Origin of the sequence: Pseudomonas sp. K8 (assembly GCF_014889455.1) — a bacterium.
GTDB classification, from domain to species: Bacteria; Pseudomonadota; Gammaproteobacteria; order Pseudomonadales; family Pseudomonadaceae; genus Aquipseudomonas; species Aquipseudomonas veronii.
This window is the reverse complement of record NZ_VJWO01000010.1, coordinates 12179-37937: the sequence shown is the minus strand read 5'-3', so window position 1 is coordinate 37937 and position 25759 is coordinate 12179. Positions and strand designations below refer to the sequence as shown.

General features: G+C 63.4%; 20 protein-coding genes and 3 pseudogenes. 13 read left to right on the top strand and 10 right to left on the bottom strand.

Annotated elements, in window-relative coordinates:
* Positions 1-9: 9 nt before the first annotated feature.
* The 6 genes and pseudogenes from INT12_RS31935 (at position 10) to INT12_RS09840 (ending at position 5156) form a co-directional block, all read left to right on the top strand.
* Positions 10-804, top strand: coding sequence for a methyl-accepting chemotaxis protein (locus INT12_RS31935; RefSeq protein WP_413469015.1), 795 nt, complete (start codon positions 10-12; stop codon positions 802-804).
* 3 nt (positions 805-807) lie between these two features.
* Positions 808-1053, top strand: a pseudogene (locus tag INT12_RS09860) (monooxygenase); the annotation flags it as partial.
* A gap of 271 nt (positions 1054-1324) precedes the next feature.
* Positions 1325-2104: a PhzF family phenazine biosynthesis protein gene (locus tag INT12_RS09855; protein ID WP_017844482.1), complete on the top strand. Its 780-nt coding sequence runs from the start codon at positions 1325-1327 to the stop codon at positions 2102-2104.
* A gap of 35 nt (positions 2105-2139) precedes the next feature.
* On the top strand, positions 2140-3969 hold the full coding sequence (ggt, locus tag INT12_RS09850; protein ID WP_193040220.1) for a gamma-glutamyltransferase: 1830 nt from the start codon (positions 2140-2142) through the stop codon (positions 3967-3969).
* A gap of 25 nt (positions 3970-3994) precedes the next feature.
* Entirely contained in the window at positions 3995-4717 is a 723-nt protein-coding gene (gene pgeF, locus INT12_RS09845) for a peptidoglycan editing factor PgeF (protein WP_057005643.1), read from the top strand.
* A gap of 124 nt (positions 4718-4841) precedes the next feature.
* Positions 4842-5156 carry a helix-turn-helix domain-containing protein gene (locus INT12_RS09840; protein ID WP_046487461.1) on the top strand — a complete coding sequence of 105 codons (315 nt, stop codon included), beginning with the start codon at positions 4842-4844 and terminating at the stop codon, positions 5154-5156.
* A 27-nt stretch (positions 5157-5183) separates the two neighbouring features.
* Here INT12_RS09840 and ddlA read toward each other — a convergent pair whose 3' ends face one another.
* Together ddlA and INT12_RS09830 are read right to left on the bottom strand one after the other, a co-directional pair.
* Positions 5184-6278 (bottom strand): D-alanine--D-alanine ligase, encoded by a 1095-nt coding sequence (gene ddlA / locus INT12_RS09835; protein WP_017844486.1) that lies wholly within the window; start codon positions 6276-6278, stop codon positions 5184-5186.
* A gap of 44 nt (positions 6279-6322) precedes the next feature.
* Positions 6323-6961: a LysE family transporter gene (locus INT12_RS09830; protein ID WP_017844487.1), complete on the bottom strand. Its 639-nt coding sequence runs from the start codon at positions 6959-6961 to the stop codon at positions 6323-6325.
* Positions 6962-7101: 140 nt separating this feature from the next.
* Between INT12_RS09830 and INT12_RS09825 the strand changes: the two genes are divergently transcribed.
* On the top strand, positions 7102-7911 hold the full coding sequence (locus INT12_RS09825) for an AraC family transcriptional regulator (RefSeq protein WP_017844488.1): 810 nt from the start codon (positions 7102-7104) through the stop codon (positions 7909-7911).
* Positions 7912-7917: 6 nt separating this feature from the next.
* Here the strand turns inward: INT12_RS09825 and INT12_RS09820 are convergent, their stop codons facing one another.
* From INT12_RS09820 to INT12_RS09805, 3 genes and pseudogenes are all read right to left on the bottom strand, one after another.
* Positions 7918-8505 (bottom strand): flavin reductase family protein, encoded by a 588-nt coding sequence (locus tag INT12_RS09820; protein WP_193040221.1) that lies wholly within the window; start codon positions 8503-8505, stop codon positions 7918-7920.
* 60 nt (positions 8506-8565) lie between these two features.
* Positions 8566-8715, bottom strand: a pseudogene (locus INT12_RS09815) (chemotaxis protein); the annotation flags it as partial.
* Positions 8716-8871: 156 nt separating this feature from the next.
* On the bottom strand, positions 8872-9204 hold the full coding sequence (locus INT12_RS09805; RefSeq protein ID WP_046384813.1) for a DUF2790 domain-containing protein: 333 nt from the start codon (positions 9202-9204) through the stop codon (positions 8872-8874).
* A 225-nt stretch (positions 9205-9429) separates the two neighbouring features.
* On the opposite strand from INT12_RS09805, the gene INT12_RS09800 reads away from it, so the two are divergent.
* The 3 genes from INT12_RS09800 (at position 9430) to INT12_RS09790 (ending at position 13201) form a co-directional block, all read left to right on the top strand.
* The gene (locus INT12_RS09800) at positions 9430-10749 is read left to right on the top strand and encodes an OprD family porin (protein ID WP_193040222.1); all 1320 of its coding nucleotides are present in this window, start codon (positions 9430-9432) and stop codon (positions 10747-10749) included.
* Positions 10750-11093: 344 nt separating this feature from the next.
* Positions 11094-11768 (top strand): heavy metal response regulator transcription factor, encoded by a 675-nt coding sequence (locus tag INT12_RS09795; protein ID WP_017844493.1) that lies wholly within the window; start codon positions 11094-11096, stop codon positions 11766-11768.
* Positions 11765-13201, top strand: a complete 1437-nt coding sequence (locus INT12_RS09790; protein ID WP_193058836.1) for a heavy metal sensor histidine kinase — start codon at positions 11765-11767, stop codon at positions 13199-13201. Before INT12_RS09795 ends, INT12_RS09790 begins: the two co-directional genes overlap by 4 nt.
* On the opposite strand, the gene INT12_RS09785 is transcribed toward INT12_RS09790, so the two are convergent.
* The 5 genes from INT12_RS09785 to INT12_RS09765 form a co-directional block, all read right to left on the bottom strand.
* The gene (locus tag INT12_RS09785) at positions 13116-16271 is read right to left on the bottom strand and encodes a CusA/CzcA family heavy metal efflux RND transporter (RefSeq protein WP_193058835.1); all 3156 of its coding nucleotides are present in this window, start codon (positions 16269-16271) and stop codon (positions 13116-13118) included. The genes INT12_RS09790 and INT12_RS09785 overlap by 86 nt on opposite strands.
* Before the next feature lie 18 nt (positions 16272-16289).
* Complete coding sequence (locus INT12_RS09780) at positions 16290-17396, bottom strand: efflux RND transporter periplasmic adaptor subunit (protein ID WP_193040224.1); 1107 nt, start codon at positions 17394-17396, stop codon at positions 16290-16292.
* 18 nt (positions 17397-17414) lie between these two features.
* Positions 17415-18638, bottom strand: coding sequence for a TolC family protein (locus INT12_RS09775; RefSeq protein WP_057005636.1), 1224 nt, complete (start codon positions 18636-18638; stop codon positions 17415-17417).
* 109 nt (positions 18639-18747) lie between these two features.
* The gene (locus INT12_RS09770) at positions 18748-19653 is read right to left on the bottom strand and encodes a cation diffusion facilitator family transporter (protein WP_193058834.1); all 906 of its coding nucleotides are present in this window, start codon (positions 19651-19653) and stop codon (positions 18748-18750) included.
* A 74-nt stretch (positions 19654-19727) separates the two neighbouring features.
* The gene (locus INT12_RS09765) at positions 19728-21017 is read right to left on the bottom strand and encodes an MFS transporter (protein WP_079442765.1); all 1290 of its coding nucleotides are present in this window, start codon (positions 21015-21017) and stop codon (positions 19728-19730) included.
* Positions 21018-21202: 185 nt separating this feature from the next.
* Between INT12_RS09765 and INT12_RS09760 the strand changes: the two are divergent.
* The 3 genes and pseudogenes from INT12_RS09760 (at position 21203) to INT12_RS09750 (ending at position 25754) form a co-directional block, all read left to right on the top strand.
* Positions 21203-22620, top strand: a pseudogene (locus tag INT12_RS09760) (short-chain fatty acid transporter).
* A 141-nt stretch (positions 22621-22761) separates the two neighbouring features.
* Entirely contained in the window at positions 22762-24462 is a 1701-nt protein-coding gene (acpA, locus tag INT12_RS09755; RefSeq protein ID WP_193040225.1) for an acid phosphatase, read from the top strand.
* 122 nt (positions 24463-24584) lie between these two features.
* A complete protein-coding gene (locus INT12_RS09750) occupies positions 24585-25754 on the top strand; it encodes a hypothetical protein (RefSeq protein WP_017844505.1) in 1170 nt (389 codons plus the stop codon).
* The last annotated feature ends 5 nt before the right edge of the window (positions 25755-25759 follow it).

Here is a 25759-nt window from a genome sequence, read left to right as displayed (position 1 = left end):
GAAGTGGCAATGCGCGTGGTCAGCGCCTCCAACTCATCCATGCTCAACTCCGACGAACAGGCTAGCCGAACCAACAGTGTGGCCGCCGCCATCAACGAACTGGGGGCCGCGGCTCAGGAAATAGCCCGTAATGCGGCTGAGGCCTCGCACCAGGCCAGCGACGCGCGCGGGATGGCCGAGCAGGGTCAGCAAGTGGTGGAACGCAACATCGGTGCAATGAATCAGCTGTCGGAAATGCTCAGCGCGTCGAGTAGGAATATCGAGTCGCTGAACAGCAAAACGGTGAATATCGGGCAGATTCTCGAAGTAATCACCAGCATCTCCCAGCAAACCAACCTGCTGGCGCTCAACGCGGCCATCGAAGCCGCCCGGGCGGGTGACGCCGGGCGTGGGTTTGCCGTGGTGGCCGATGAAGTGCGCAACCTGGCGCACCGCACCCAGGAGTCGGCGCAACAGGTGCAAACGATGATCGAGGAGCTGCAAGTCGGCGCCCGGGATTCGGTCAACACCATGGGCGAAAGCCAGCGCCACAGCCTCGACAGCGTAGAGATCGCCAACCAGGTCGGCGAACGCTTGAACAGCGTGACCCAGCGCATCGGCGAAATCGATGGGATGAACCAGTCAGTCGCCACTGCCACCGAGGAGCAGACCTCGGTGGTGGAGTCGATCAACATGGACATCACCGAGATCAACACGCTCAATCAGGAAGGCGTGGAAAACCTGCAATCGACCCTGCGCGCCTGCGCCGACCTGGAACAGCAGGCGGCACGCTTGAAGCATCTGGTGGGCAGTTTCCGTATCTGACCCGAACACCGCCTCAACGCCCAGGCATTCAGCCCACAGAATGCCTGGTTCGAGCGGTTTGTGGCCGGGGAACTGGTCGGTAATACCTGGACCGAAGTCGCTGACGTGAAGATCGGCCAGGTGATTACCCGCATCAGCAGCCAGGGCGAGCAATGGGTCGCCAACGGCACCAAGTACTACAGCACCGGCAGCCTGTTCGCCAGCTGGACCGACCTGTACGCCCAACAGGACGACACCGGTGCCGACGTGCGTTTTACCAGCTGACCCTGCTGGCCGTCCTGGTCGGGGCGGGGCAGGCGGCCAGCAAAACCGCGCGGAGAAATAACCTCGGAGCATGTAACACCGCGAGCTGAAAATGCCCCAGCCTGCCGGGGCATTTTTTTCCGCAACATCGAAAAAGCCCTGCCGCGTCCCTCGCGGCATCCTGCATGCGCGCAAAAAAACAGCCCATCTGTATTTTGACGCTCCCCGCAGCCCGCTGTTAGTGTCCAGCCTCCCCTCGCACATGGAGTACACCACGGTGAAACTGGACATCTACCAAGTCGACGCCTTCAGCCAACACCCTTTCGGCGGCAACCCCGCTGCGGTGTGCCCGCTGACCGAGTGGCTGAGCGACGCGCAACTGCAAAACATCGCCGCCGAAAACAACCTGTCCGAAACCGCCTACTTCGTACCCCGTGACGATTTTTATGAGTTGCGCTGGTTCACCCCGACCGTCGAAGTCGACCTGTGCGGCCATGCCACGCTTGCAGCGGCGTGGGTGTTGATCAATGCGTTGGCGGATGCGCCTGACGTGCTGCGGTTTGCAACGCGCAGCGGCGAGCTCCGGGTAACCCGCGAGGGCGATGAACTGGCGATGGATTTCCCGGCGAAAGCGCCACAGGCGTGCGAGCCGCCTGCCGGAATGTTGAGCGCGCTGGGGATTGAACGCGCCGAGGTGTTCGGCACCGATGACTACATCGTGTTGCTCGACGACGAAGCCCAGGTCGCCGCGCTCACCCCGGATTTCGCCCGGCTCAAGGGCCTGCCCAAACGCGGGATTGCGGTGACGGCCAAGAGTGCGCGGTTCGATTTCATTTCCCGTTGGTTCGGCCCGAATGTGGGGGTCAATGAAGACCCTGTCACCGGTTCGGCGCACACCTCGCTGGCGCCGTTCTGGGCCGAGCGCCTGGGCAAGACAAGCCTGAGCGCCGAACAGGGCGGCACGCGCAAGGGCCAGTTGCGCTGCGCCCTCAAGGGCGACCGGGTGATTATTTCCGGCAAGGCTGTGCTGTATATGCAGGGCTCGATCTACCTGTAAAACACACTCCCCAAGAACGACAGATCATTCGCAAAATGAACGGAGTTCAGCGCGTGTTTTCGATTGCCCGCCGTCACCTGACGGTCATTGCCGCAGCCCTGGCCCTGGTGGCCTGCCACTCCCCGGTCAACGAACCGCCAGCAGCGCCGGAGTTGGGCTCGGGCTATCGCGCCGACCTCAGCCCGCGCCACGCCGCGCAGCATATGGCGGCAGCGGCCAACCCGCTGGCGGCCGAAGCCGGGCGCGAGATGTTGCGCCAGGGCGGTTCGGCAATCGACGCGGCGATTGCCATGCAGGCGGTGTTGACGCTGGTGGAGCCGCAGTCGTCGGGGATTGGCGGCGGCGCGTTCATCATGCTGTGGGACGGGAACCGCGTGCAGGCGTATGACGGCCGGGAAACCGCACCGGCCGGGGCGACCGAGCGCTTGTTCCTCAAGCCCGACGGGCAGCCGATGGCGTTCACCACAGCGCAGATCGGCGGGCGTTCGGTGGGCACGCCGGGGGTGTTGCGAGCGCTGGAGCTGGCGCACAAAAAGACCGGGCATCTGCCCTGGGCCCGGTTGTTCGAGCCGGCGATCCGGCTGTCGGAACACGGCTTCGCCATCTCGCCGCGCTTGCACAGCCTGATAGCCGCTGACCGTTTTATCCCACAGTCGCCGGAGATGGCGGCCTACTTTCTGAACGCCGATGGCACGCCCAAAGCCACCGGCACCCTATTGAAAAACCCGGCGCTGGCCGCCGTGTTCAAGCGCATCGCCGAGGAAGGCCCGGACGCGCTGTACCACGGCCCGATCGCCGATGAGATTGCGCGCAAGGTGCAGGGCCACCGCAACGCGGGCAGCCTGTCCGAGGCCGACCTTGCAGGCTACGCGGCCAAGGAGCGTGCGCCGCTGTGTACCGATTACAAGCGCTGGAAAATCTGTGGCATGCCGCCGCCGTCGTCGGGCGGGATTGCCATCGCGCAGATCCTCGGCACGTTGCAGGCCCTGCAAGCCCGCGACCCACGCCTGGCCATCGCGCCCATGACGCCGCTCAAGAGCGCCTCCCCCGCCGGCCTTGAGCCCACGCCCGAGGCGGTTCACCTGATCGCCGAAGCCGGGCGCCTGGCCTTTGCCGACCGCGCCCTGTATGTAGCCGATGCCGACTTTGTGCCGGTGCCGGTCGCCGGCCTGGTCGCCCCCGACTACCTGGCCCAGCGCGCCGCCTTGATCGGTGAACGCAGCCTGGGCATCGCGCAGCCGGGCCAACCGGCGGGCATTCAAGTGGCGTATGCCCCGGACCGCTCGCCGCTGCGCATCTCCACCTCACAAGTGGTGGCGGTGGATGACCAGGGTGGCGCCGTGTCGATGACCACCACGGTGGAGTCCGCATTTGGCTCGCACCTGATGGTCCAGGGCTTTGTGCTCAACAACCAGATGACCGACTTCTCGTTCATTCCCGAAGAAAACGGCCAGCCGGTGGCCAACCGCGTGCAACCCGGCAAACGCCCGCGCTCGGCCATGGCGCCGACCCTGGTGTTCGACCGCCACAGCGGTGAGTTGCTGGCCGCCCTGGGTTCGCCGGGCGGCTCGCAGATCATCGAATACGTGAGCAAGTCCCTGGTGGCGATGCTCGACTGGCAACTCGACCCGCAAGCCGCAATCAACCTGCCCAACTTCGGCAGCCGCAATGGCGCTACCGAACTGGAAACCGGCCTGTTCAGCCCGGCGTTGAAACAGGCGCTCAGGGACAAGGGCCATGCACTCAGCGAGATCGAGATGACCAGTGGCGTCCAGGCCATCGTTCGCACGCGGGATGCGCAGGGCAAGGTGCTGCTGAGCGGCGGTGCCGACCCTCGGCGGGAGGGGGAGGCGTTGGGCGATTGATCGTTAATGCACGGAGAACAGCACAGTGCGCAAGGCAAACAATCTCGGTTCCGTTCCTGGTGTCGACCACGGTTTTTGTTCGATCAATGACCCGCAGCGGCCGGAAGAGGTATTCATCTGCAAGCAGATACACAGTGCGTCGGTGATGGAATGGCAGGCAGATCGGGTGGCCAATACGGTCGAAGCCGATGGCGTGTTGACGCGCCATCACCACCCGATCGCGGTGATCACCGCCGACTGCCTGCCCATTCTGTTCGCCTCGAACAACGGTGACTGGGTGGCCGCTGTGCATGGTGGCTGGAAGGGCCTGCAACGCGGGATCATCGCCAGCGCCGTGCAGCGCTTTGCCGCTGAAGGAGTGGCTGTCGATCAATTGCAGGTGGCAATCGGGCCGTCGATCAAGCCCTGTTGTTATGAGGTGAGCGCGGCGTTTATTGCCGAGTTCCAGTCGGACCAAGGGCACCTGTGGCCACACCGCCAGGCGCCATGGAGCGCTGAGCAACCGGCACCGCTGCTGACGCCGGAAATTGCACCGCCCCAGGCGAGACAAGCGGGCAGCGCATGGTTTGACTTGAGCGGGTATGGGCTGATGCTGCTGCAAGCGGCGGGCATTCGGCGCGAGCAGATTGAAGTGAGTGAGGTGTGTACCTATTGCACATCACCGACGTTTGCCAGCTACCGCCGACGCACGCATCAACCGCAAGAGGCGAAGACGTTGTTGTATTCGTGGATTGCTCGTACAAGCTGATTAACAAAGGCCTACACCACACAATTGTCGTGTGGAGCGGTGGTAGCCCTGCCGATTTACGGCAAGGGCGCTACCGAGCATATTCCAGCGCATATCCTGTACAAAATCGCGAAGGACATGAACCATGCCACTCACTGAGAAACAGCTGAAGGAACGTGACGCCAAGCGCACTATCGGCGAAGAATTACTGGCAGCCATTCAGGATGTCAAAGCGGGGCTTTACGGCGCAGTCCACCAGGTTGAAATCACTCAAGCCGCGGACGCAAGAAGTAAGACTGGGTTGTCGCAAGCCAAATTTGCCGAGCTGTTGGGGGTGTCGATAAGAACCCTTCAAGAGTGGGAACAAGGGCGTCGCTCCCCCTCCGGCGCAGCACGTTCGCTGCTGCATATTGCGGCTATAAGACCGGACGTTTTCCGGGAAGTCCTCAGTAACGCCTGATGGCGTTACTGACGCGCCGGGCGATGACTATCGGCTGATCTTCAACCCCTTGCGCCCCGCATGCCGCTCCAACGCCAGTTCAATCAAGCGGCTGACCAACTCGCTGTAGCTCATCCCCGCCGCCTGCCACAGCTTGGGGTACATGCTGATCCGGGTAAAACCCGGCAACGAGTTGATTTCGTTGATCAGCACTTCGCCGTCCTCGGTGAGGAACACATCGACCCGCGCCAGCCCTGCGCACCCCAACACCTCGAACGCTTCGACGGCCAGGCGGCGAATCCGCTCGCTGGCTTGCACGCTGATATCGGCCGGCACTACCACTTGGGCCGCCTGGTCGTCGATGTACTTGCTGTCGTAGGAATAGAAGCCGCTGCTCACCACGATCTCGCCGCAACCGCTGGCGATGGGATGTTCGTTGCCCAGCACGGCGCATTCAATTTCGCGGCCGTGGACGGCGGACTCCACCAGCACTTTCTCGTCAAAGCCCAGGGCCAGTTCGACGGCGGCGTGGTATTCGGCCTCGTCGTTCACTTTGCTCACGCCCACCGAAGAGCCTTGGTTGGCGGGTTTGACGAACATCGGCAGGCCGAGCTTGCCCACCGCCATGTCGAACGACGTGCGCGCCGCGTTGTTGCGGTTGAGGGTGATAAACGGCGTGACGGCAATGCCGGCGTCGCGCAGCAAGCGTTTGCTGATGTCCTTGTCCATGCACACCGCCGAGCCGAGCACGTCGGAGCCGACGAAAGGCAGGTCGGCCATGCGCAGCAGGCCTTGCAGGCAACCGTCCTCGCCGAGGGTGCCGTGGACGATGGGGAAGATCACATCGATGTGCGCGAGCAGGCCGCTGCCGGCGGTTTCCACCACTTGCTGGCTGGCCTTGCCCGGCACCACCGCCAGTTCGCGGTTGGACTGGTTGAGGGCGATCAGCGCTGGGTTTTCCTGGTTGATCAGGAAGTTCGAGGTGTCGTTAAGGTGCCAGTGACCGGCCTTGTCGATGCCGATCAGCACCGGCTCGAAGCGCGAGCGGTCGAGGGCATCGACAATATTGCGCGCCGATTGCAGCGAGACTTCGTGCTCGGCCGAACGACCACCAAAAATAATCCCTACGCGCACCTTGCTCATGACCCGACCTCACTGTTGAAAGTAAGGCTTCTTACCATGAGCGGTCAGCGATTCGCTACCAGATGTACACCGAACAGCATGTAGCAACTCCCGGCAAAACGGTCGAGCCACTTACGCGAGCGGCTGTAGAGGTCGGCCATGCGCGCACTGGAAAACACCAGGGCCACGCTGGAATACCAGCTGAACGACAAGGTGGCCATGATGATCACCGCCAGGGTCAACAGCATCGGCGATGGCGACGGCGGCATGGTGGACGCGAAGATGGTGGCGACGAACAGCGCGGCCTTGGGATTGGACAGATTGCCCAGCAACCCCAGGCGCCAGGCGGAAAACAACGAGCGCCGAGCCCCGTCCGGCAAGCGGCTCTGCCCCATCGCCGGCGCCGAGCGTTTGAACAGCTTCAACCCCAGGTAGATCAGGTAGCAGCCACCGATGATCTTGAACGCCAGGTACAGCATGGGTGCGGCGGTAAACAGCGACTTTATGCCCAGCCCACCGGCCAGCCCCCACAGGATCGTCCCAGTCGCGACACCCGCCGAGGCCACCACGCCATGGCGGCGCGAACAGCTGGCGGCCAGTTGCGCGGTGTTGAAGAAATTGGGCCCGGGCGTGACCACCGCCACCGTCCACAGCAGGGCCAGCGAGATCAGGGGCGTCACGTAGGCGGGGTTGAGCAAATCCATGGCGGGCAACTCCATCAGCACAGGGCACGAACAGCGATCATAGGCCTCGCCTGCCCCCCTGCACAATCGTACAAGACCCCGGCAGACAAGGGCCTCAGACTCGGTTAACGTGTTTCCACCTCTTCTTGTGACAAGTCACCATGGGTAAACCCACCCCCACCCTCGACTGGGTCCACCGCGCGCCGCATGCCAGTGGCCTGGACCGTATCGAGGCGTACTTCGCCGGCATCGCGTTCGACCTGCATCGCCATGACACCTATGCCATCGGTCGCACCTTGTTCGGCGTGCAGAGTTTTCATTATCGCGGCGGCATGACCCATGGCCTGCCCGGCACCACCATGGTGATTCATCCCGACGAGACCCATGACGGCCGCGCTGGCAGCGAGGAAGGCTTCAAGTACCGCATGATCTATGTGGAGCCGGCGCTGGTCCAACAGATCCTCGGCGGCAAGCCGTTGCCGTTTATCCCCGGCGGGGTGTCCACCGACCCGTGGCTGTTTCGCGCCAGCGAAGTGTTGCTGCAAAGCCTGGACTGCCCGATCGACCGGCTGCAGGAGCAGGACGCCCTGTTCGACCTGGCCCAAGCCTTGAACAACGCCTCGGGAGCGATCACCACCCGCAAGACCTTCGATTACGTCGCCGCCGAACGCGCCCGGGAATTTATCCACAGCGCCCTGGGCCGCAGCATCACCCTGGATGAAATGGCCGAACACGCCGGCCGCGACCGCTGGGCCTTGTCGCGGGATTTTCGTTTGTTGTTCGGCACCAGCCCTTACCGCTACCTGACCATGCGCCGGCTGGATCTGGTACGCAGCCTGCTGGCCCAGGGCAAAACGCTGGTGGACGCAGCGATGATCGCCGGCTTCACCGACCAGAGCCACATGACCCGGCAATTTCACAGCACCTACGGCATGCCGCCGGCGCGCTGGGTGAAGATGCTCGGGCGCTGAACGCGCTCAACCGGCGGGCGTCAGCTGCTGCCCGTCAATCGGCTGGCCGATCGTGAGGAAATGCCCGCCCGCCACATGGTGCAAGGTGCGCAGTTGATCAAAGCCTTCAAAGTGCCAGTGCCCTTCGCTGAACACGCGCTCGTCGGCATACGCCGCGACCACTTCGCCGAGGAACAGGTCGTAGGTCTGCTGGATGTGCGGTTCGGGCAACAGGCGGCATTCCAGCCAGGCGACGCAGCCTTCGAGCAAAGGCGCCTCAGTGTGTTCACCGTTGAAGGTGCGCAGGCCATAGGCGGCGAATTTGTCGAGTTCCGCGCCGCTGGTAGTGCCCACCGTCTGTACGAGATCGGCCTGGGCCGCGCAGGGCACCTGCAGCACGAAGGTGCCGGCGCGTTCCAGCAGTTGCCGGGTCCAGGTGGCCTTGTCCAGCACGACGGCGACTTTCGGCGGTTCGAAATCCAACGGCATGGCCCAGGCGGCAGCCATGATATTGCGCTGACCGTCATGCGCGGCGCTGACCAGCACGGTCGGGCCGTGGTTGAGCAAGCGGTAGGCCTTGGGCAGCGGAACGGCGCGGCAGTGGTCGGGGCTCATGGAGGATCGGCTCTTCAATCGTGAAAAAACCTACGATACCTCAAGCACAAGCCCTACGGGTCAGTTCGAGAGCTGGTTGGCGAACTGTCCGACTGCGCTGACGACCTTTTGTGCGCCGTCCTGGATTTCCACGATCACCGTGCCGGCTTCGGCCGCCAGGGCCAGGCCCTGCTCGGCTTGCTAGCGGCCGTCGCTCATCAGGCGCACCGCACCGGCAACGTGTTCGCCGCGCGCCTGCAGTTGCGACATCGAGTAAGCCAGCTCCTGCAGGAAGTTGGCATTCGACCATTCCACCCGGCCTTCATCGGTGTGGCCGGCGTTTTCTGAAGAGCGCTTCAATGCCCGGCGTCACTCTTTTTACAGCGGTCAGCTGCCATTGTTCCGGCAGATACCCATCACTTGATATTCCAGGGTATTGAGCTTGCCGCTGGTGTCTTCGTAGGTCATGCGCGAGGGCACGGGGCTGCATGAGCGGATCGGTGGTGTCACGTTGACCACCTTGGCGATGTCCAGGGTCATGCCATAGCGATAGGTCTGCACCACCGGGGCCGCTTTGCCCTCTCTGGCCGCGTACTCGGTCATGGCTTGTTCATTGCGCTCCATCATCAGCGCAAACGTGCGATCGCCGCCGCCTTCGGCCAATGCACCGAAGGACAGGATGGCCGTCAATATACCCAGGCTGGTTTTATAAAAGTTCATTGTTCATTCCTCGACTGAAAGTTCAGTGTCGAGACTAACTAAACAACCCTGACGCGATGTTCACCAGAAGATTACGTATTTGTTAGGTGGCACTAAGGTTCCAGAATTGTAATGTTCGCGCAACACAGCCGTTATCCACGGTTTGCAACTATCAGCCCGGGCCAAATCAATAAGAACGCCCGCCTCCATAAGAAGCTGATCACTGCCAATACCGAGGAGCGAAACATGCATATCCGTTATTACACCCTCCCCCTCTCACTCATCGCCGCCTTGCCCCTGGCAGCGCTGGCCGTGGAAGACCAGCCCGACGGTTTTATCGAAGGCAGCCGCCTGAACGTGCTGGCACGTAATTTTTACTTCAACCGCGATGATCGCAAAGGCCAATCCAGCCCGACCGGCAACGGCTATTCAGAAGCCTGGGCGCAGGGGTTGATCGGCAAGTTCGAATCCGGCTTCACCCAGGGCACCGTGGGCTTTGGCCTGGATGCGTTTGCCATGGTCGGCGTGAAACTCGATTCGGGCACCGGCCGCAGCGGCGGCAAGGGCTCGTTCGGCATGTTGCCGGTGGACCGCGACAACCGCCCCGGAGACAGCTACAGCAAGGTCGGCGGCGCCGCGAAATTGCGCGTGCTGGACACAGTGATCAAGGCCGGCGACGTGTTCCCGCTGACGCCGGTGGTGGCCTACGGCGACTCCCGTGTATTGCCGGAAAGTTTCCGTGGCGTCACCGTGCAAAACACCAGCCTCGCCGGCCTGAGCCTGCAGGGCGGACGCCTGAGCGGCATGAGCCAGCCCAATGAAAGCGGCATGAACAAAGGCTTCGCGACGTTTTATGCGGGCCCGGTCGACTCGCCCTGGATCGGCTATTTCGGCGGTGACTATCAACTCAACAAGCACCTCGGTTTCAGCCTGTACAGCAGCCGCCTGAAAGACGCATGGGACCAATACTACGTCGGCAGCACCGCCAGTTACCCGCTCACCAACGACGTCTCGCTGTTCGGCGACGTCAATTACTACAAGGCCGTGGACGAGGGCAAAAAGCGCCTGGGCACATTCGACAACAACATCTGGAGCGCCCGGCTCGGGGTGAAAGTCGGCGCCCACAGCGTTGCCGTGTCGCACCAGCGCAACAATGGCGACGACGACTTCGATTACCTGCGCCAGTCGGACTCGATCTTCCTCAACAACTCGATCCAGTACAGCGACTTCAACTCGCCCAAGGAACGCTCATGGATGGTGCGCTACGACCTGGACATGCAGGCCTTCGGCATTCCCGGCCTGACGTTCATGACCCGCTACGCCAAAGGCAGCGGTGCCGACTACAGCAACGCCAACGCGGTGTATATGCGCCGCGATGCCGCCGGTAATCCGCTCACCGATCAGCGCCGCTGGGAACGCGATATCGAAGCCAAGTACGTGGTGCAGGCCGGCACGCTGAAGGACTTATCCCTGCGCCTGCGCCAGGCGAGCGTGCGCTCAAGTGCATTTGAGTCGGACCTGGAAGAAGTAAGGGTCATTATCGAATATCCACTGGCGGTGCTCTAAGCAACGCTTACATTAACTTGCCGATGAAGTACATCTCTTCACAGGTTCAAATCTGTCAGAACTGTAATATCGGCCTCACCTTCGCGTTAAGTTGCAGTTTTTATACTGCGCATCGAGCACTATTCATCTCTGCAGCTTTTGTGTGGCTCCTTTGGAACGGAGATGAACTTTTTACGCCCCGTTTGGGGCGTTTTTTTTGTTCACTCGCACAGCGGCGAATCGTCGCAGCTACCTGACGTGGCTTGACCCTATAGCGACTTCACGGCTCAGAGTTTTCCTACAGCCAAATTCAGCGCCTCTATGAGGCCATGCCCCCTCTCCGTTTCCTTTGAAGGTAAATCCCCATGCGTATCCTTGTGGTTGAGGACGAGCAGAAAACCGCCGACTACTTGCAGCAGGGCCTGACCGAAAGCGGCTATGTCGTCGATTGCGCCGCCAGTGGCGTCGACGGCCTGCACCTGGCCCGGCAACACACCTATGAACTGGTGATCCTCGATGTGAACCTGCCCAACACCGACGGTTGGGAAGTGCTGGAACACCTGCGCCGCGACGGCAACCAGCGGGTGATGATGCTGACCGCCCGCGGCCGGCTGACCGACAAGATCAAGGGCCTGGACATGGGCGCCGATGATTACCTGGTCAAACCCTTCGAATTCCCCGAACTGCTGGCTCGCGTGCGCACGCTGTTGCGGCGCAGCGAGCACATTCCGTTGCCGGACGTGTTGCGCGTCGCCGACCTGGAGCTGGACCCACGCCGCCACCGCGCCTACCGCGGCACACGACGCATCGACCTGACCACCAAGGAGTTCGCCCTGCTGCACGTATTAATGCGCCAGGCCGGCGAGGTGATGACCCGCACGCAAATCATCTCGCTGGTGTGGGACATGAACTTCGACTGCGACACCAACGTCGTCGAAGTCTCCATCAGCCGCCTGCGCGGCAAGGTCGACGACCAGAGCGAGGTCAAGCTGATCCACACCATTCGCGGCGTCGGTTACGTGCTGGAGGCGCGTCAATGAGGACCAGCAGCCTGTCGATGCGCCTGGGCCTGACGGTCAGCCTGATGGGCGCCGGACTGGTCGTGCTGCTGGCGACCCTGGCTTACCTGGCCTTGACCCACGAGCTGGACAAACTCGCGCGCAAGGGCCTGGAAAACAAGCTGGAGCAGTTGGAACACAGCCTGAGCCAGAGCCTCGCCCCCCGCGACATCAGCCGCCGCCCCCACTCGCTGCTGGACCTGGTGATGGGCCACGACAATATCTACCTGACCATCATGGGCACCCAGGCCGATACGCCGGTGCTCCTCAGCGTGGGCGCAAAACCCCAGCAGCCGTTGTTGCTCGACGTACCGGCCGGCAAGACCCTGGCCTACCTGAACTGGGTGGACGGGCACGGCAACCGCATCCTCAGCGCCTCGCGCATGGTGGCGCTGCGCAATGGCGAGAACGTGCGCGTGCTGCTGTCGCTGGACCGCTCCGACGATGAAGCGTTGCTCAGTGCCTACCTGCGCTCCACGGTGATCGCCCTGCCGCTGCTGCTGATCCTGATCGGCATGGGCGCCTGGTGGCTGGTGCAGCGCGGGCTGGCGCCGTTGCAGCAGTTCAGCCGTGTGGCGGCGCAGGTCAGCACCCAGGACCTGACCCATCGCCTGGCGCTGGACAACCTGCCCAAGGAGCTGGGCGAGTTGGCCCAGGGCATCAACTTCATGCTGCACCGCCTGGACGACGGTGTGCGGCAACTGTCGCAGTTCTCCGATGACCTGGCCCACGAACTGCGCGCGCCGTTGACCAACCTGATGGGCAAGGCGCAGGTGACGTTGTCCCGCGAGCGGCCTTCGCAGGAATACCAAGCGGGCCTGGAATCCTGCGTCGAGGAAATGGAACGCCTGTCGCGCATCGTCTCCGACATGCTGTTTCTGGCCCAGGTCAGCCATCCGGCGGCGCGGGCCGGGTTTGCCCAGGTGTCGTTGGGTGACGAAGCGCAGCGGGTGATGGAGCTGTTTGCCTTGAGCGCCGAAGACAAGCAGGTGACCCTGACCCTGCGCGGCGACGCCTGGGTGATGGGCGATCGCCTGATGATCCAGCGGGCCATCTCCAACTTGCTGTCCAATGCCATCCGCCACACGCCAACCGCGTCTACCGTGTTGTTACTGGTGGAAACCTACGGCCAGCGTGTATCGCTGTCGGTCGGCAACCCCGGGCGCGGCATCGAAGCGCACCACCTGCCGCACTTGTTCGAACGCTTCTACCGCGCCGACAGCAGCCGTACCCGCGCCGAGGGCGGCACCGGCCTGGGGCTGGCCATCGTGCAGTCGATCATGCACCTGCATCAGGGTCACGCCGATGTCAGCAGCCAGCCGGGGTGTTTTACGCGCTGCAGCCTGGTGTTTCCTCGTCCTTGCGATGCGCCCAGTGATACAACGCCGGCAGCACCAGCAAGGTCAGCAACGTAGAGGAAATGATCCCGCCGATCACCACCGTCGCCAGCGGCCGCTGCACCTCGGCGCCGGTGCCGGTGGCCAGGGCCATGGGGATAAACCCGAGGGACGCCACCAGCGCCGTCATCAACACCGGGCGCAGTCGGGTCAGCGCGCCCTCGTTGATGGCCATCGACAGCGAGCGCCCTTCCTCGCGCAGGTTGCGGATAAACGCGATCATCACCAGGCCGTTGAGCACCGCCACGCCGGACAAGGCGATAAAGCCCACCCCGGCCGAGATCGACAGCGGAATATCGCGCAGCCACAGCGCCATGATCCCACCGGTCAAGGCGAACGGAATCCCGGTGAACACCAACAGCCCGTCCTTGAGGTTGTTGAACATCATGAACAACAGCCCGAACACCAGCAGCAGCGCCACCGGCACCACGATGCGCAGGCGGTCGGAGGCCTCCTTCAACTGTTCGAACTGCCCGCCCCAGGTAGTCCAGTAGCCAACCGGCACTTTGACCTGGGCGCCGATGGCAGCTTCGGCCTCTTGGACAAACGAGCCGATATCACGCCCCCGCACGTTGGCGCTGACAATCACCAGGCGCTTGCCGTTCTCGCGGCTGATCTGGTTCGGGCCCAGCACCAGGTCGAGGCTGGCGACCTGGGACAAGGCGATAAAGCCCAGTTGCCCGGAGGCGTTACCGGCCAGCGCCGGCACCGGGATCAGCAGCCGCGACAAGCCGTCGATATCGGTGCGCAATGCGTCGGACAAACGCACGACCATGTCGAAACGTCGGTCACCTTCGTACAACGTTCCGGCCTGGCGCCCACCGACTGCGACGGCAATCGTGTCCTGCACATCGCCGACGTTCAGGCCAAACCGCGCGGCCTTGTCGCGGTCGATATTGATGGTCAGTACCGGCAGGCCGGAGGTCTGCTCGACCTTCACTTCCGAGGCGCCGTTCAGGCCTTGCAAGGTCTCGGCAATTTCCCCGGCGGTGGCGTTGAGCACCGCCATGTCGTCGCCGAATACCTTCACCGCCACGTCGCTGCGCACCCCGGAAATCAGCTCGTTGAAGCGCAGTTGTATCGGTTGCGACAGTTCATACGCACTGCCCGGCACAATCGCACTGGCGCGCTGGATATCGGCGATCAGCGTTTCGCGGGACTTCTGCGGATCAGGCCACTGATCCTTGGGCTTGAGCATCACGTAGCTGTCGGAAATGTTCGGTGGCATCGGGTCGGAGGCAATCTCCGCAGTGCCGGTGCGGGCGAAGACCCGTTCGATTTCCGGCACCTGGGCCATCAAGGTTTTTTCCAACTGCTGTTGCATCTGCACCGACTGCGTCAGGCTGGTGCCGGGCACGCGCAGGGCTTGCTGGGCGAAGTCGCCTTCGCTGAGGCTGGGGATGAATTCGCTGCCCATGCGGCTGGCCACCAGCCCCGAGGCGACGATGGTCAACAGCGCCAAACCGAACACCAGCGGGCGCCGCGCCATCACCCCATCGAGCACCGGCGCATAGACCCGGCGCGCACTGCGCATCACCAGGTTTTCTTCTTCCTTGACCTTGCCGGTGACAAACAGCGCAATCGCCGCCGGCACAAAGGTCACCGAGAGGATCATCGCGCCGAACAGGGCGATCACCACGGTGAAGGCCATGGGGTGGAACATTTTCCCGGCCACGCCGGTGAGGGCGAAGATCGGCAGGTACACCACCATGATGATCAGTTGCCCGAAGATCAGCGCGCGCCGCGCCTCCTTGGCCGCCGCGAACACTTCGTGCAGGCGCTCGCTGCGGGTCAACAGGCGGCCGTGTCGCTGTTGCGCATGGGCCAGGCGACGGATCGCGTTCTCGACGATCACCACCGCGCCGTCGACGATGATGCCGAAGTCCAGCGCGCCGAGGCTCATCAGGTTGGCGCTGACTTTGTTGGTGAACATGCCGGTAAAGGTGAACAGCATCGCCAGCGGGATCACCATCGCGGTGATCAGCGCCGCGCGGATGTTGCCGAGGAACAGGAACAACACCGCGACCACCAGCAACGCGCCTTCGAAGAGGTTTTTCTTCACGGTGGCGATGGCTTTTTCGACGAGGTTGGTGCGGTCGTAGACGGTAACGGCGACCACGCCCTCGGGCAGCGAGCGGTTGATCTGTTCGAGTCGCGCAGCCACGGCCTGGGACACGGTGCGGCTGTTTTCGCCGATCAACATGAACACCGTGCCCAGCACCACTTCACGGCCGTTTTCGGTGGCGGCGCCGGTACGCAGCTCACGGCCGATCTCGACCTGGGCCACATTGCGCACGCGGATCGGCGTGCCGTCCGAGGTGGTGATGACGATGTTGGCGATATCGTCGATCGACGCCACTTGCCCCGGTGCGCGGATCAGCAATTGCTCGCCGCTGCGCTCGATGTAGCCGGCACCGACGTTGGCGTTGTTGCGTTCCAGCGCGGTGACCAGATCGCTCAAGGTCAGGTTGTAGGCCGCCAGGCGCTTGGGGTCGGGGGCGATCTGGTATTCCTTGGCGAAGCCACCGATGGTGTTGATCTCGGCCACGCCGGGCACGTTGCGCAGTTGCGGCTTGATGATCCAGTCCTGGATCACGCGCAGGTCGGTCGGCGTGTAGGGCGTGCCGTCGTCCTTGCGCGCGCCCTCTTCGGCTTCCACGGTCCATAGGAAAATTTCCCCAAGACCGGTGGAAATCGGCCCCATCGCCGTTTCGATGCCGACGGGCAATTGTTCACGGGCGACTTGCAGGCGTTCGTTGACCAATTGGCGGGCAAAGAACAGGTCGGTACCGTCCTTGAAGATCACCGTGACCTGGGACAAACCGGAGCGCGACAGCGAACGGGTCTGCTGCAACCCCGGCAACCCGGCCATCGCGGTTTCAATGGGAAAGGTGATGCGCTGTTCGGTTTCCAGCGGCGAAAAACCGGGCGCCGCCGAGTTGATCTGCACCTGCACATTGGTGATGTCGGGCACCGCGTCGATGGGCAGTTTCTGATAGCTGGCGACGCCGACACCGGCCATCAACAGCACCGCCAACAGCACGATGATGCGCTGCTCGATGGCGAATTGGATAAGGCGCTCAAACATGGGAAATCACTCGCTGGATCAATGGGCGTGTTCGGCCGAGCCTTTGCCCAGTTCGGACTTGAGGATGAAGCTGCCAACCGTGGCCACCTGTGCCCCGGCGTCGAGGCCCCGGCGCACTTCGACGTAGCCGTTTTCGCTGACGCCCAGTTCCAGATGGCGGGTGACGAACCCGTCCGCCGTGCGAACGAACACCGAGGGCTTGTCCTCGACGGTCTGGATCGCGGCCTCGGGCACGGTGACCTTGGCCTGGTAGGTGTCGGTGGCGATCTGTACGGCGACGAACAACCCCGGGCGCCAGGCGTCATCGGGGTTGGGCACGGTCACGCGCACGGTGGCGGTGCGCGTCTGCTCGCCCAGCAAGTTGCCCACATAGGCCACGGTACCGAGTACTTCGGTGCCCATTTCGGTGGAGCTGACTTTCACCGGTTTGCCGACGCGGACCTTGTTCAAGTCCTTGGGAAAGACGCCGAACGTGACCCACACCTGCGACAGGTCCGACAAGGTGAAGGCGTTGCTGGTCTCGCTGACCACCTCGCCGACACCCAGGTGTTTCTCCACCACCACGCCGGCGAACGGTGCGCGCAATTCATAGCGATTACCGCCGGCCGGCACGGCGCTGCCGCTGAGGGCGGTCATCTTCTGGCGGGCGTTGTTCAGGGCGATTTCGGCTTCCTGCAAGGCCTGGCGCGCCAGCAGGTAATCCTGCTCGGCGGAGATCTTGTCCTGCCACAGTTGGCGCTCGCGCTGGAAGGTGGTGCGCGCCAGTTCGAGGCGGCGCTGGCTGGCGGCCAGCTCGCTGCGCTGATCGGAAATCTGCTGGCTGGCGATCACCGCCAGCAACTCGCCTTGCTTGACCGCCTGGCCGAGGTTGACCTTCACTGCCTCCACCACCCCCGCCGCACGCGGCACGATGTGCGACGTGCGGTCTTCATCGAAGCGCACTTCACCCGGCAACGACAGCACCGTGCTGATCGGCCGCGGCTGGGCCTGGGCCAGTTGAATACCGGCGGCCTCGATCTGCTGCTCGGTGAGTTCGAGTGTGCCTTCTTCTTCCTCGGCGTTTGCCAGGCCGGACAGCATCAGGCTCAGGACGAGGGCTAGCGCCACGCCATGTTTAGTCTGCATAGAGGACTCCAAAAAAAATCAGAAACGGGCGAGGTCGCCGTAGATCCGTTCGATGCGTACCCAGGCGTCGGTGGCCTGGGCGGTCGCCGTGAGGTATTGGGTGCGGGCCGCGATCAAGGTGCGCTGGGCGTCGAGGACGTCGAGGAAGTTGAACTTGCCCATTTCGAAGCCACGGGTGGCGCTGTCCACCGCGCTCTGCGCGGCGGGCAGGATCTGCTGGTTGAATGCGCGCACTTCGGTGTTCGCGGTTTGCCACAGGTCCAGGGCCTGGCGGGTTTCAGTGCGCAGGCGCAGTTCGGCGGCGTTGCGCAGGTCACGGGCCTGGTCGGCGCGGCGGGTGGCGGCGAGCACGTTGCCCTGGTTGCGGTTGAACAGCGGGATCGGCATCGACACGCCCACCAGGTTCACGCGCTCGCGCACGCTGGCGTCGTACTGGCTGCCAATCGACACATCGAGGTCGGGGATGCGCTGGGCTTTTTCCAGGCCCACGCTGGCTTCGTTCTGCAGGATTTGCAGTTCGGCCAGGCGCAGCTCGGCGGTCTGCTCAAGACGCGCCAGCAGTTGCGCGGCGGGCGGCAACGTCGCCGGGCCGCTGCTTGGCGTGGCGACGGCGGCGAAGTCGGGCGCGGCGCTGCCGGTGCTGGCAGCCAGGCGGCGATAGGCATCGCTGACCCCCATCTGGGCGCGGTTGAGTTCCAGGCGGATTTCCGACAACTGCACCTGGGCGCGGGTGGCTTCCACTGGCGACGATTTACCGGCGTTGACGCGGCCGTTGGCGATCACCAGGCCGCGCTCGGCCAACGCCAGGGAGCGTTGCGCCAGGTCGAGGCGCTCCTGGGCGCGAAGGGCGCCGTAATAACTGTCGATCACCTCGGCGCGCAAGCCGTTGCGGCGCTGTTCGAGGGTCAGCGCCGCGACGTCCTGGCCACGCGTGGCCAGCTCGATGCGCGCGCCGCGCTTGCCGCCCAGTTCCAGGGTCTGGCTTAACTTGAGCGTGGTGGTGCGGGTGTCGCGGCGGGTGTCTTCGGCATCCCACGAGGCCACCGGGTTGGGGATCAGCCCCGCCTGCTGGCGGCCGCCGCTGGCGATGTCGATCTCCCATTGCGCGGCGGCCAGGTCGGGGTTGTTGGCGAAGGCGGTTTGCAGGGCGGCGTCGAGGGTCAGGGTTTGGGCGCCGACCCCTTGCGCCGTCGCCAGCAACACGATGATCGAGCACAGTAGAGTTCTTGCACGAGTTGGCATAACGAGAGTTCCAGGCCCATGAAATGGCGGATAAATCCAAGCCGGGGCACTGTAACTTTCGGTACTTATCAGGGCGGTGGGGCGAACATTACAAATCCGTTAGCAAGGCTCAAGCATGGGCGTCTTCGGGCCCGTCACGATGAAAACCCTCGCCCTCGACCTGCAGCGTGACGTGGGAAATATCGAATTGTTCATGCAGCAATTGCGTCACTTGAGCGAGGACCTGCTGTTCGGTGCCCGGCATCGCATCCGCCACCAGATGGCTGCTCAGCACGTTCTTGCCACTGGTGAGCGCCCAGATATGCAGGTCGTGTACGTCCTTCACGCCGGGCACGCCACGCATGGCCTGCTCCACGCTGTCGATATCGACGCCGTCGGGCACGCCTTGCAGCAGCACATTCATGCTGTCCTTGAGCAGAACCCAGGTGCGCGGCAACACCCAGAAACCAATCGCCGCCGCCACCACTGAGTCGACCCAAGCCCAGCCGGTCAACATGATCACGACGGCCGCGATGATCACACCGATAGAGCCGAGCATGTCGCTCCAGACCTCCAGGTACGCGCCTTTGACATTCAGGCTTTCGCCGCTGCCGGCGCTGAGCAGGCGCATGGAGATCAGGTTGACGAGCAGCCCCAGCACGGCGATCACCAGCATGCCGGTCGACTGGATTTCGGCGGGTGCCTGCAGGCGTTGATAGGCCTCATAAAGGATGTAGAACGCCACCGCAAACAGCAGCAAGGCATTGAACGCCGCCGCCAGGATTTCAAAGCGGGCATAGCCGCACGTGCGCTTGCGGTCGGCGGGGCGCTTGGCGATCTGGATCGCCACCAGGGAAATCGCCATGGCCAGGGCATCGGTCATCATGTGCGCGGCATCGGACAACAGCGCCAGGCTGCCGGTGATAAAGGCACCGATCACCTCGGCAATCATGAAACTGCTGGTCAGCCCGAGGGCCATCCACAACTGCCGTTCGTGGCCGGCGCGTACCTGGGCGTGGTTGTGTCCTGCGCTCATGAAACATCCTCGTGGGGTGTGGTTGGATGAATCATAGCGCCCTAGCAGAAGATTCGGATGGGGTCGGCACTTCCTCAGGCCGCCAACGTATGGCGCTTGCTGAACAGCACCACACTCACCACCCCCACCGCGCCCATCACCACGCAATAACCCACGCAAATCCACGGGCTGGTCGGCATCAGTGCGATCAGCATCAAGGGCGTGGTGCTCGCCCACAGCGCGTAGGCAATGTTGTAGGTGAAGGAAATGCCTGACACCCGCACCGGCGCCGGGAACAGTCCGACCATCACCGACGGCACTGCGCCGACCACGCCGCAGCTCAAGCCTGCCACGGCATATGCCGCGCCGAGCCAGACGCCACCGGCGATCAGGCTGGCGTATAACACGGCGATCCCCAGTGGTAGCAACAGGCTGTAGACCAGCACCGCGCGCCAGGCGCCGATGCGGTCCACCAGCAGGCCGGCGAGTACGCAACCGATGTTCAGGAACACAATGCCCAGCGCGCTCAGGGCGAAGGTGTGGCTGGGCGTCATGCCGAAGGTTTTCTGCATCATGGTCGGGGTGATGACCACCAGCACCACCACGGCGGAGGTGAGCACGCAGGTGAGGATCATCGCCGGCAGCAACACGCGGCGATGGTCGCGCAATACGGTGCGCAGCGGCAGTTCGGCGGCGGCTTGGCGGCGCGCCTGCATGTCGAGGAATACCGGGGTTTCGTTGAGCCAGCGGCGCAGCCACACACCGATCACGCCGAAGACGCCGCCGAGCAGGAAGGGGAAGCGCCAGGCGTAGTCGAGGATCTCCGCCGGGGTGAAGATTTGCGCCAGCAGCGTGGCGGTCAGTGCGCCGAGCAGGTAGCCGAAGGTCAGGCCGGCTTGCAAAAAGCCCAAGGCGTAACCGCGGTGATGGGGCGGCGCGTGCTCAGCGACAAAGGTCCAAGCGCTGGGCACTTCACCGCCCACCGCCGCACCTTGCAGCACGCGCAGCGCCAGCAGGATCAGCGGTGCGAAATAGCCGATTTGCGCGTAGGTCGGCATGATCCCGATCAGCAGGCAGGGCAAGGCCATCATCAGGATGCTCAGGCTGAACACGCGCTTGCGCCCCAGGTGATCGGCGAAGTGCGCCATCAGGATGCCGCCCAGCGGGCGGGCGAGGTAGCCGGTGACGAAGATCCCGAAACTTTGCAGCAGGCGCAGCCACTCGGGCATTTCCGGCGGGAAGAACAGTTGGCTGAGGGTCAGCGCGAAAAACACGAAAATGATGAAGTCGTAGATTTCCAGGGCACCGCCGAGGGCGGCCAGGCCCAGGGTTTTGTAGTCGGAGCGGGAAAAACGCTGCGCCTGGGCAAGCGAGGTGGCAGTCATGTTGAGGCTCGGCAGACAACCAAAATGGCGTGCAGGTTATGAGCTGCGCCGGATGATGGCAATCGCGGCGGATATATTTGTTTTCCTCAATGATCGATGAAGATAACTGCATTCCCATATCAATGGCCGTAGCGGAACATGCCGTAAAACTGCCAAAACCATAACAATTACAAGAGGAATGACTCGTGGCCGATGCTATCGAAGAAAGCCGCTATGCCCGATTTGCCCTGCGCTGCTCCAATTTCGCCGAACGCTGGTTTCCCGACTCCTGGGTGTTTGCCGCCCTCGCCGTGATCATTGTCGCCGTGGCGACCCTGGGCATGGGCGCCGCGCCGACCGAAGCCGCCAAGGCGTTTGGCGATGGGTTCTGGAGCCTGATCCCGTTCACCATGCAGATGGCCTTCGTGGTGATCGGCGGTTATGTGGTCGCCAGTTCGCCACCGGCGGTGAAACTGATCGACCGCCTGGCGCGCATCCCGAAGAACGGCCGCTCGGCCGTGGCCTGGGTGGCGTTGATTTCCATGGTTGCCTCGTTGCTCAACTGGGGCCTGTCCCTGGTGTTCGGCGGTTTGCTGGTGCGCGCATTGGCGCGGCGCACGGACTTGCGCATGGACTACCGCGCTGCCGGTGCCGCGGCCTACCTGGGGCTCGGCGCGGTATGGGCGCTCGGGCTGTCGTCGTCCGCCGCGCAGTTGCAGGCCAACCCGGCCAGTCTGCCGCCGTCGATCCTGTCGATCACCGGGTGATCCCGTTCACCGACACCATCTTCCTGTGGCAATCCGGCGTGCTGCTGCTGGCGCTGATCGTGGTCTCGCTGATCATCGCCTACGCCACCGCGCCCGGCCCGAACAGCGCCCGTGACGCCAAGGCCTGCGGGGTCGACCCGGCCTTCAACCTGCCCACGCCGCAGGCCCCGACACGCCCGGGCGAATGGCTGGAACACAGCCCGGTGCTGACGATCCTGCTGGCGGTGCTGGCGGCGGGTTGGTTGTTCCACGAGTTCTCGACCAAACCGGCGATCAGCGCGATTTCCGGGCTGAACACCTATAACTTCCTGTTCATCATGGTCGGTGCGCTGCTGCACTGGCGCCCGCGCAGCTTTCTGGACGCGGTCGCCCGCGCGGTGCCAACCACCACCGGCGTGCTGATCCAGTTCCCGCTGTACGGCTCGATTGCCGCGCTGATGACGGTGGTCAAGGGCGGCGACGGCCAGACCCTGGCTCACCATATCTCGACCTTCTTCACCTCCATCGCCTCCCACGACACCTATGCCCTGTTGATGGGCGTGTACTCGGCGGTGCTGGGTTTCTTCATCCCGTCGGGCGGCGGCAAGTGGATCATCGAAGCGCCCTACGTGATGCAAGTGGCCACTGACCTGCAATACCACCTGGGCTGGGCCGTGCAGATCTACAACGCGGCCGAGGCGCTGCCGAATTTGATCAACCCGTTTTATATGCTGCCGTTGCTGGGCGTGTTGGGGCTGAAGGCGCGGGATCTGATCGGGTTTTCGTTCGTGCAGTTGCTGGTACACGCGCCGTTGGTGTTGTTTCTGTTGTGGGCGTTGGGGACGACGTTGAAGTATTTGCCGCCGGTGATGCCTTAAACGCAGCGGCAAGCTTGAGGTTTGTAGCTCCAGGCTTTCCGCTTAACGCGTGTAACTTCAAGCTGTCTTCCCTGCGTCACATTCCACTGCTACCGTCCTGGCGAAATATCTTGCAACAAACCGCCAGCAAGGACTCCCGCAATGAGTGACGAGCACGAAGACCGCCCGGCCCCCGATTCCATCGATCAACCGCCGGTAGACACCAGCCGGCGGCGCTTCCTCGGCGGCGCAGCGGTGCTGGGGGTGGGCGCGACCTTGAGTGCCTGCGGCAATCCCGGCGACGCGCCGGGCAAACCGCTGCCTCGGCCGCTCACGCCGCAAGAGTTGGATAAGGCATTACACGACCAAGTGAAAACCGTCGTGGTGATCTACGCCGAAAACCGCAGCTTCAACAACCTGTTTGCCGATTTCCCCGGGCTGGAGAAACCGCTGTCGGCGTTGTCTCCCGCCGACTATCAGCAGCGCGACCGCGACGCCAGCGTATTGACCACCCTGCCCCCGGTGTGGGGTGGTGTGTTGCAAGTCGGCTCGCAAAGCGTCGACGGGGTGACCTACCCCAGCGAAGTGCAATTCCAGGAAAACCTGCCCAACGCCCCGTTCGCCCTCAAGGGCCCGAACGACGAAGACCTGCCCTTGAGCCTGGTCACCCGGGATTTGTGGCACGTGTTCTACCAGAACCAGATGCAGATCAACGGCGGCAAGAACGACAATTTCGTCGCCTGGGCCGATTCCGGCGGCCTGGTGATGGGGCATTACGCCCAGAGCCGTTATTCCCTGCGCCTGTGGGACGTGGCCAAGGAGTTTGTGCTCTGCGATAACTTCTTCCAGGGCGCATTTGGCGGCTCGTTCCTCAACCACCAATACCTGATCAGCGCGACCGCGCCGGTTTATCCGAACGCCGCGCAGTCGGTGGCCAAGGCGCAGATCGCCACGCTGCAAAGCGACGATCCCACCGACCCACGCCTCAAGCCCCTGGACAAATCCCCGGCCAGCGCCATGAGCGGCCCGCCGCAGTTCGGCCCGAGCGCGCTGACGCCGGACGGTTACGCCGTGAACACCCTGGCCCCGCCCTACTGGCCGACCTGGATTCGCGACCCGCAAAACCCGGACTACGCCAAGCCCGACCTGCCCAACGTGCTGGTGCCGCAAACCCACGAACACATCGGCGACAAGCTGTCGAAAAAGAACATCGACTGGGCCTGGTACGCCGGGGCCTGGCAAGCGACGCTGGAACAGTTCAAGGACTCGGGCGGCATTCCGAAGATCCCCAACTTCCAGTATCACCACCAGCCGTTCAACTACTTCAAGCAACAGGGCCCGGAAAACCGCGCGGAGCGTGACAAGCGCCTGCGCGACGCGGGCCTGGGCGATGAGTCGAGCACCAACAAGTTCTTTGCCGACGCGCAGGCGGGCAAGCTGCCCGCCGTAACCTTCTACAAACCCCAGGGCAACCTCAACATGCACGCCGGTTATGCCGACGTGGCCTCGGGTGACCGCCATATCACCCGCGCCCTGAAGGTGCTGCAGGAAAGCCCGCAGTGGAAAAACATGGTGGTGGTGGTGACCGTCGATGAAAACGGCGGCTGGTGGGACCACGTGGCACCGCCCAAGGGCGACCGCTGGGGCCCTGGCACACGGGTTCCGACCCTGGTGGTGTCGCCGTTCGCGCGCAAAGGCACGGTGGACCATACGGTGTACGACACCGCGTCGATCCTGCGCCTGATCACCCGCGTCTTCCAGTTGGAGACACTGGACGGGCTCAAGCGGCGCGACGACGCCATGATCGCCCGCGGCCAGAAACCGATGGGCGACTTGAGCAATGCGTTGCAGTTCGAGGTGTAGGACGGCTTATCCAATAGCGACACGCCCGGCGATTTTGCACGCGGTTTTCCTGGTCAGCCGCTACTGTGTGGAGGTGGGCTTTCACCCCGCGCAGACGGGCTCTCGCTGACAAGGAATCATCTATGTTTAAACCGACCAGGTTGTCCTTCACCTTGGCCGCACTGATCGCGAGTGCGGTCGTACAGGCCGACATCGACGTACCGCTGGGCAGCACGCAACGGGTTACCCAGTTGTTCGCTTACCCCAATAACTGCAACGTGATCTGCTTCCGGCCGTGGACGCTGGAGCAGACCGTCGAGCACTACCTCAACCAGAGCCTGCAGCGCGACGGCTACAGCCGCGCCAAGGTCAGCGTCAGAAAGCATGACGGCCAGGTCGCGGCGACCTTCAGCGGCGTGCCCGACAACTATGGCCAGCCGCTGACGAGCTTGCTCGCTACCGCCGACCTGGCCTACCAGGGCGCGAGCCGGCTCAATAGCGATGGCAAGTGGGCTTACAACTGGTACTTGTTCCTGCCGCTGGGCATGGCCCTGGAAAACCGCAAAAGCATCGAGCTGCTGCACTTTCCGCCGGATTACTCGCTGACCCAGGCCCAGGATTACCTGGAATCGGCCACCACCGACCGCTGGGCCACCCTGCTCGTCGACAATGGCATTCCGGCCAGCGAAACCCCGGCCTACCAGACCATCATCGACATCGCCCCGATCGCCGCGCCGTCCAACGCCGGGAAAGACCTGGAAAACGTCTACAGCTACTTCACCGACTACCAGACACGCATGGTCAAGGAACTGAGCCTGCCGCCCAAAGGTGCGTTGCCGATGGTCGCGTTCGGCGCACCGGTGCGCAGTTGGATCAAGCAACAATACGGGCAAACCGTGGGTGTGCTGGGCCTGGCGCAAATCAGCCCGATCCCCGGCAAAACCGTCTCGGTCCTGGGCGCCAACCACCCCAGTTACATCTGGTATGCGGCAAGCCCCGACACGTATGACGGTAACGAGCAGAAGGCCGACGAGGCCGGTTTGAAAGTGATGGGCCAGGATTTGAGCGCCGCCTGCTGGCAAGCCGGAATGGGCCAGAAACCGGCGAGCGATGCGAATGTGCTGCTCAAGGCGTGCATGAACACCTGGCAGGTCACGCGTAAAGAACAGACCTGCGAATTGTTCTACACCTCGGTGCGCAACCTGACCCCGGAACAGGCCAACGCCAAATGCGCCACGTCCGCGATCAAAGCCCAGCTCAAACAGCTGAAAGACGCCGCGCCCACCCCGACGATCAGCGCCCCGGCGCTGTAAAAGCG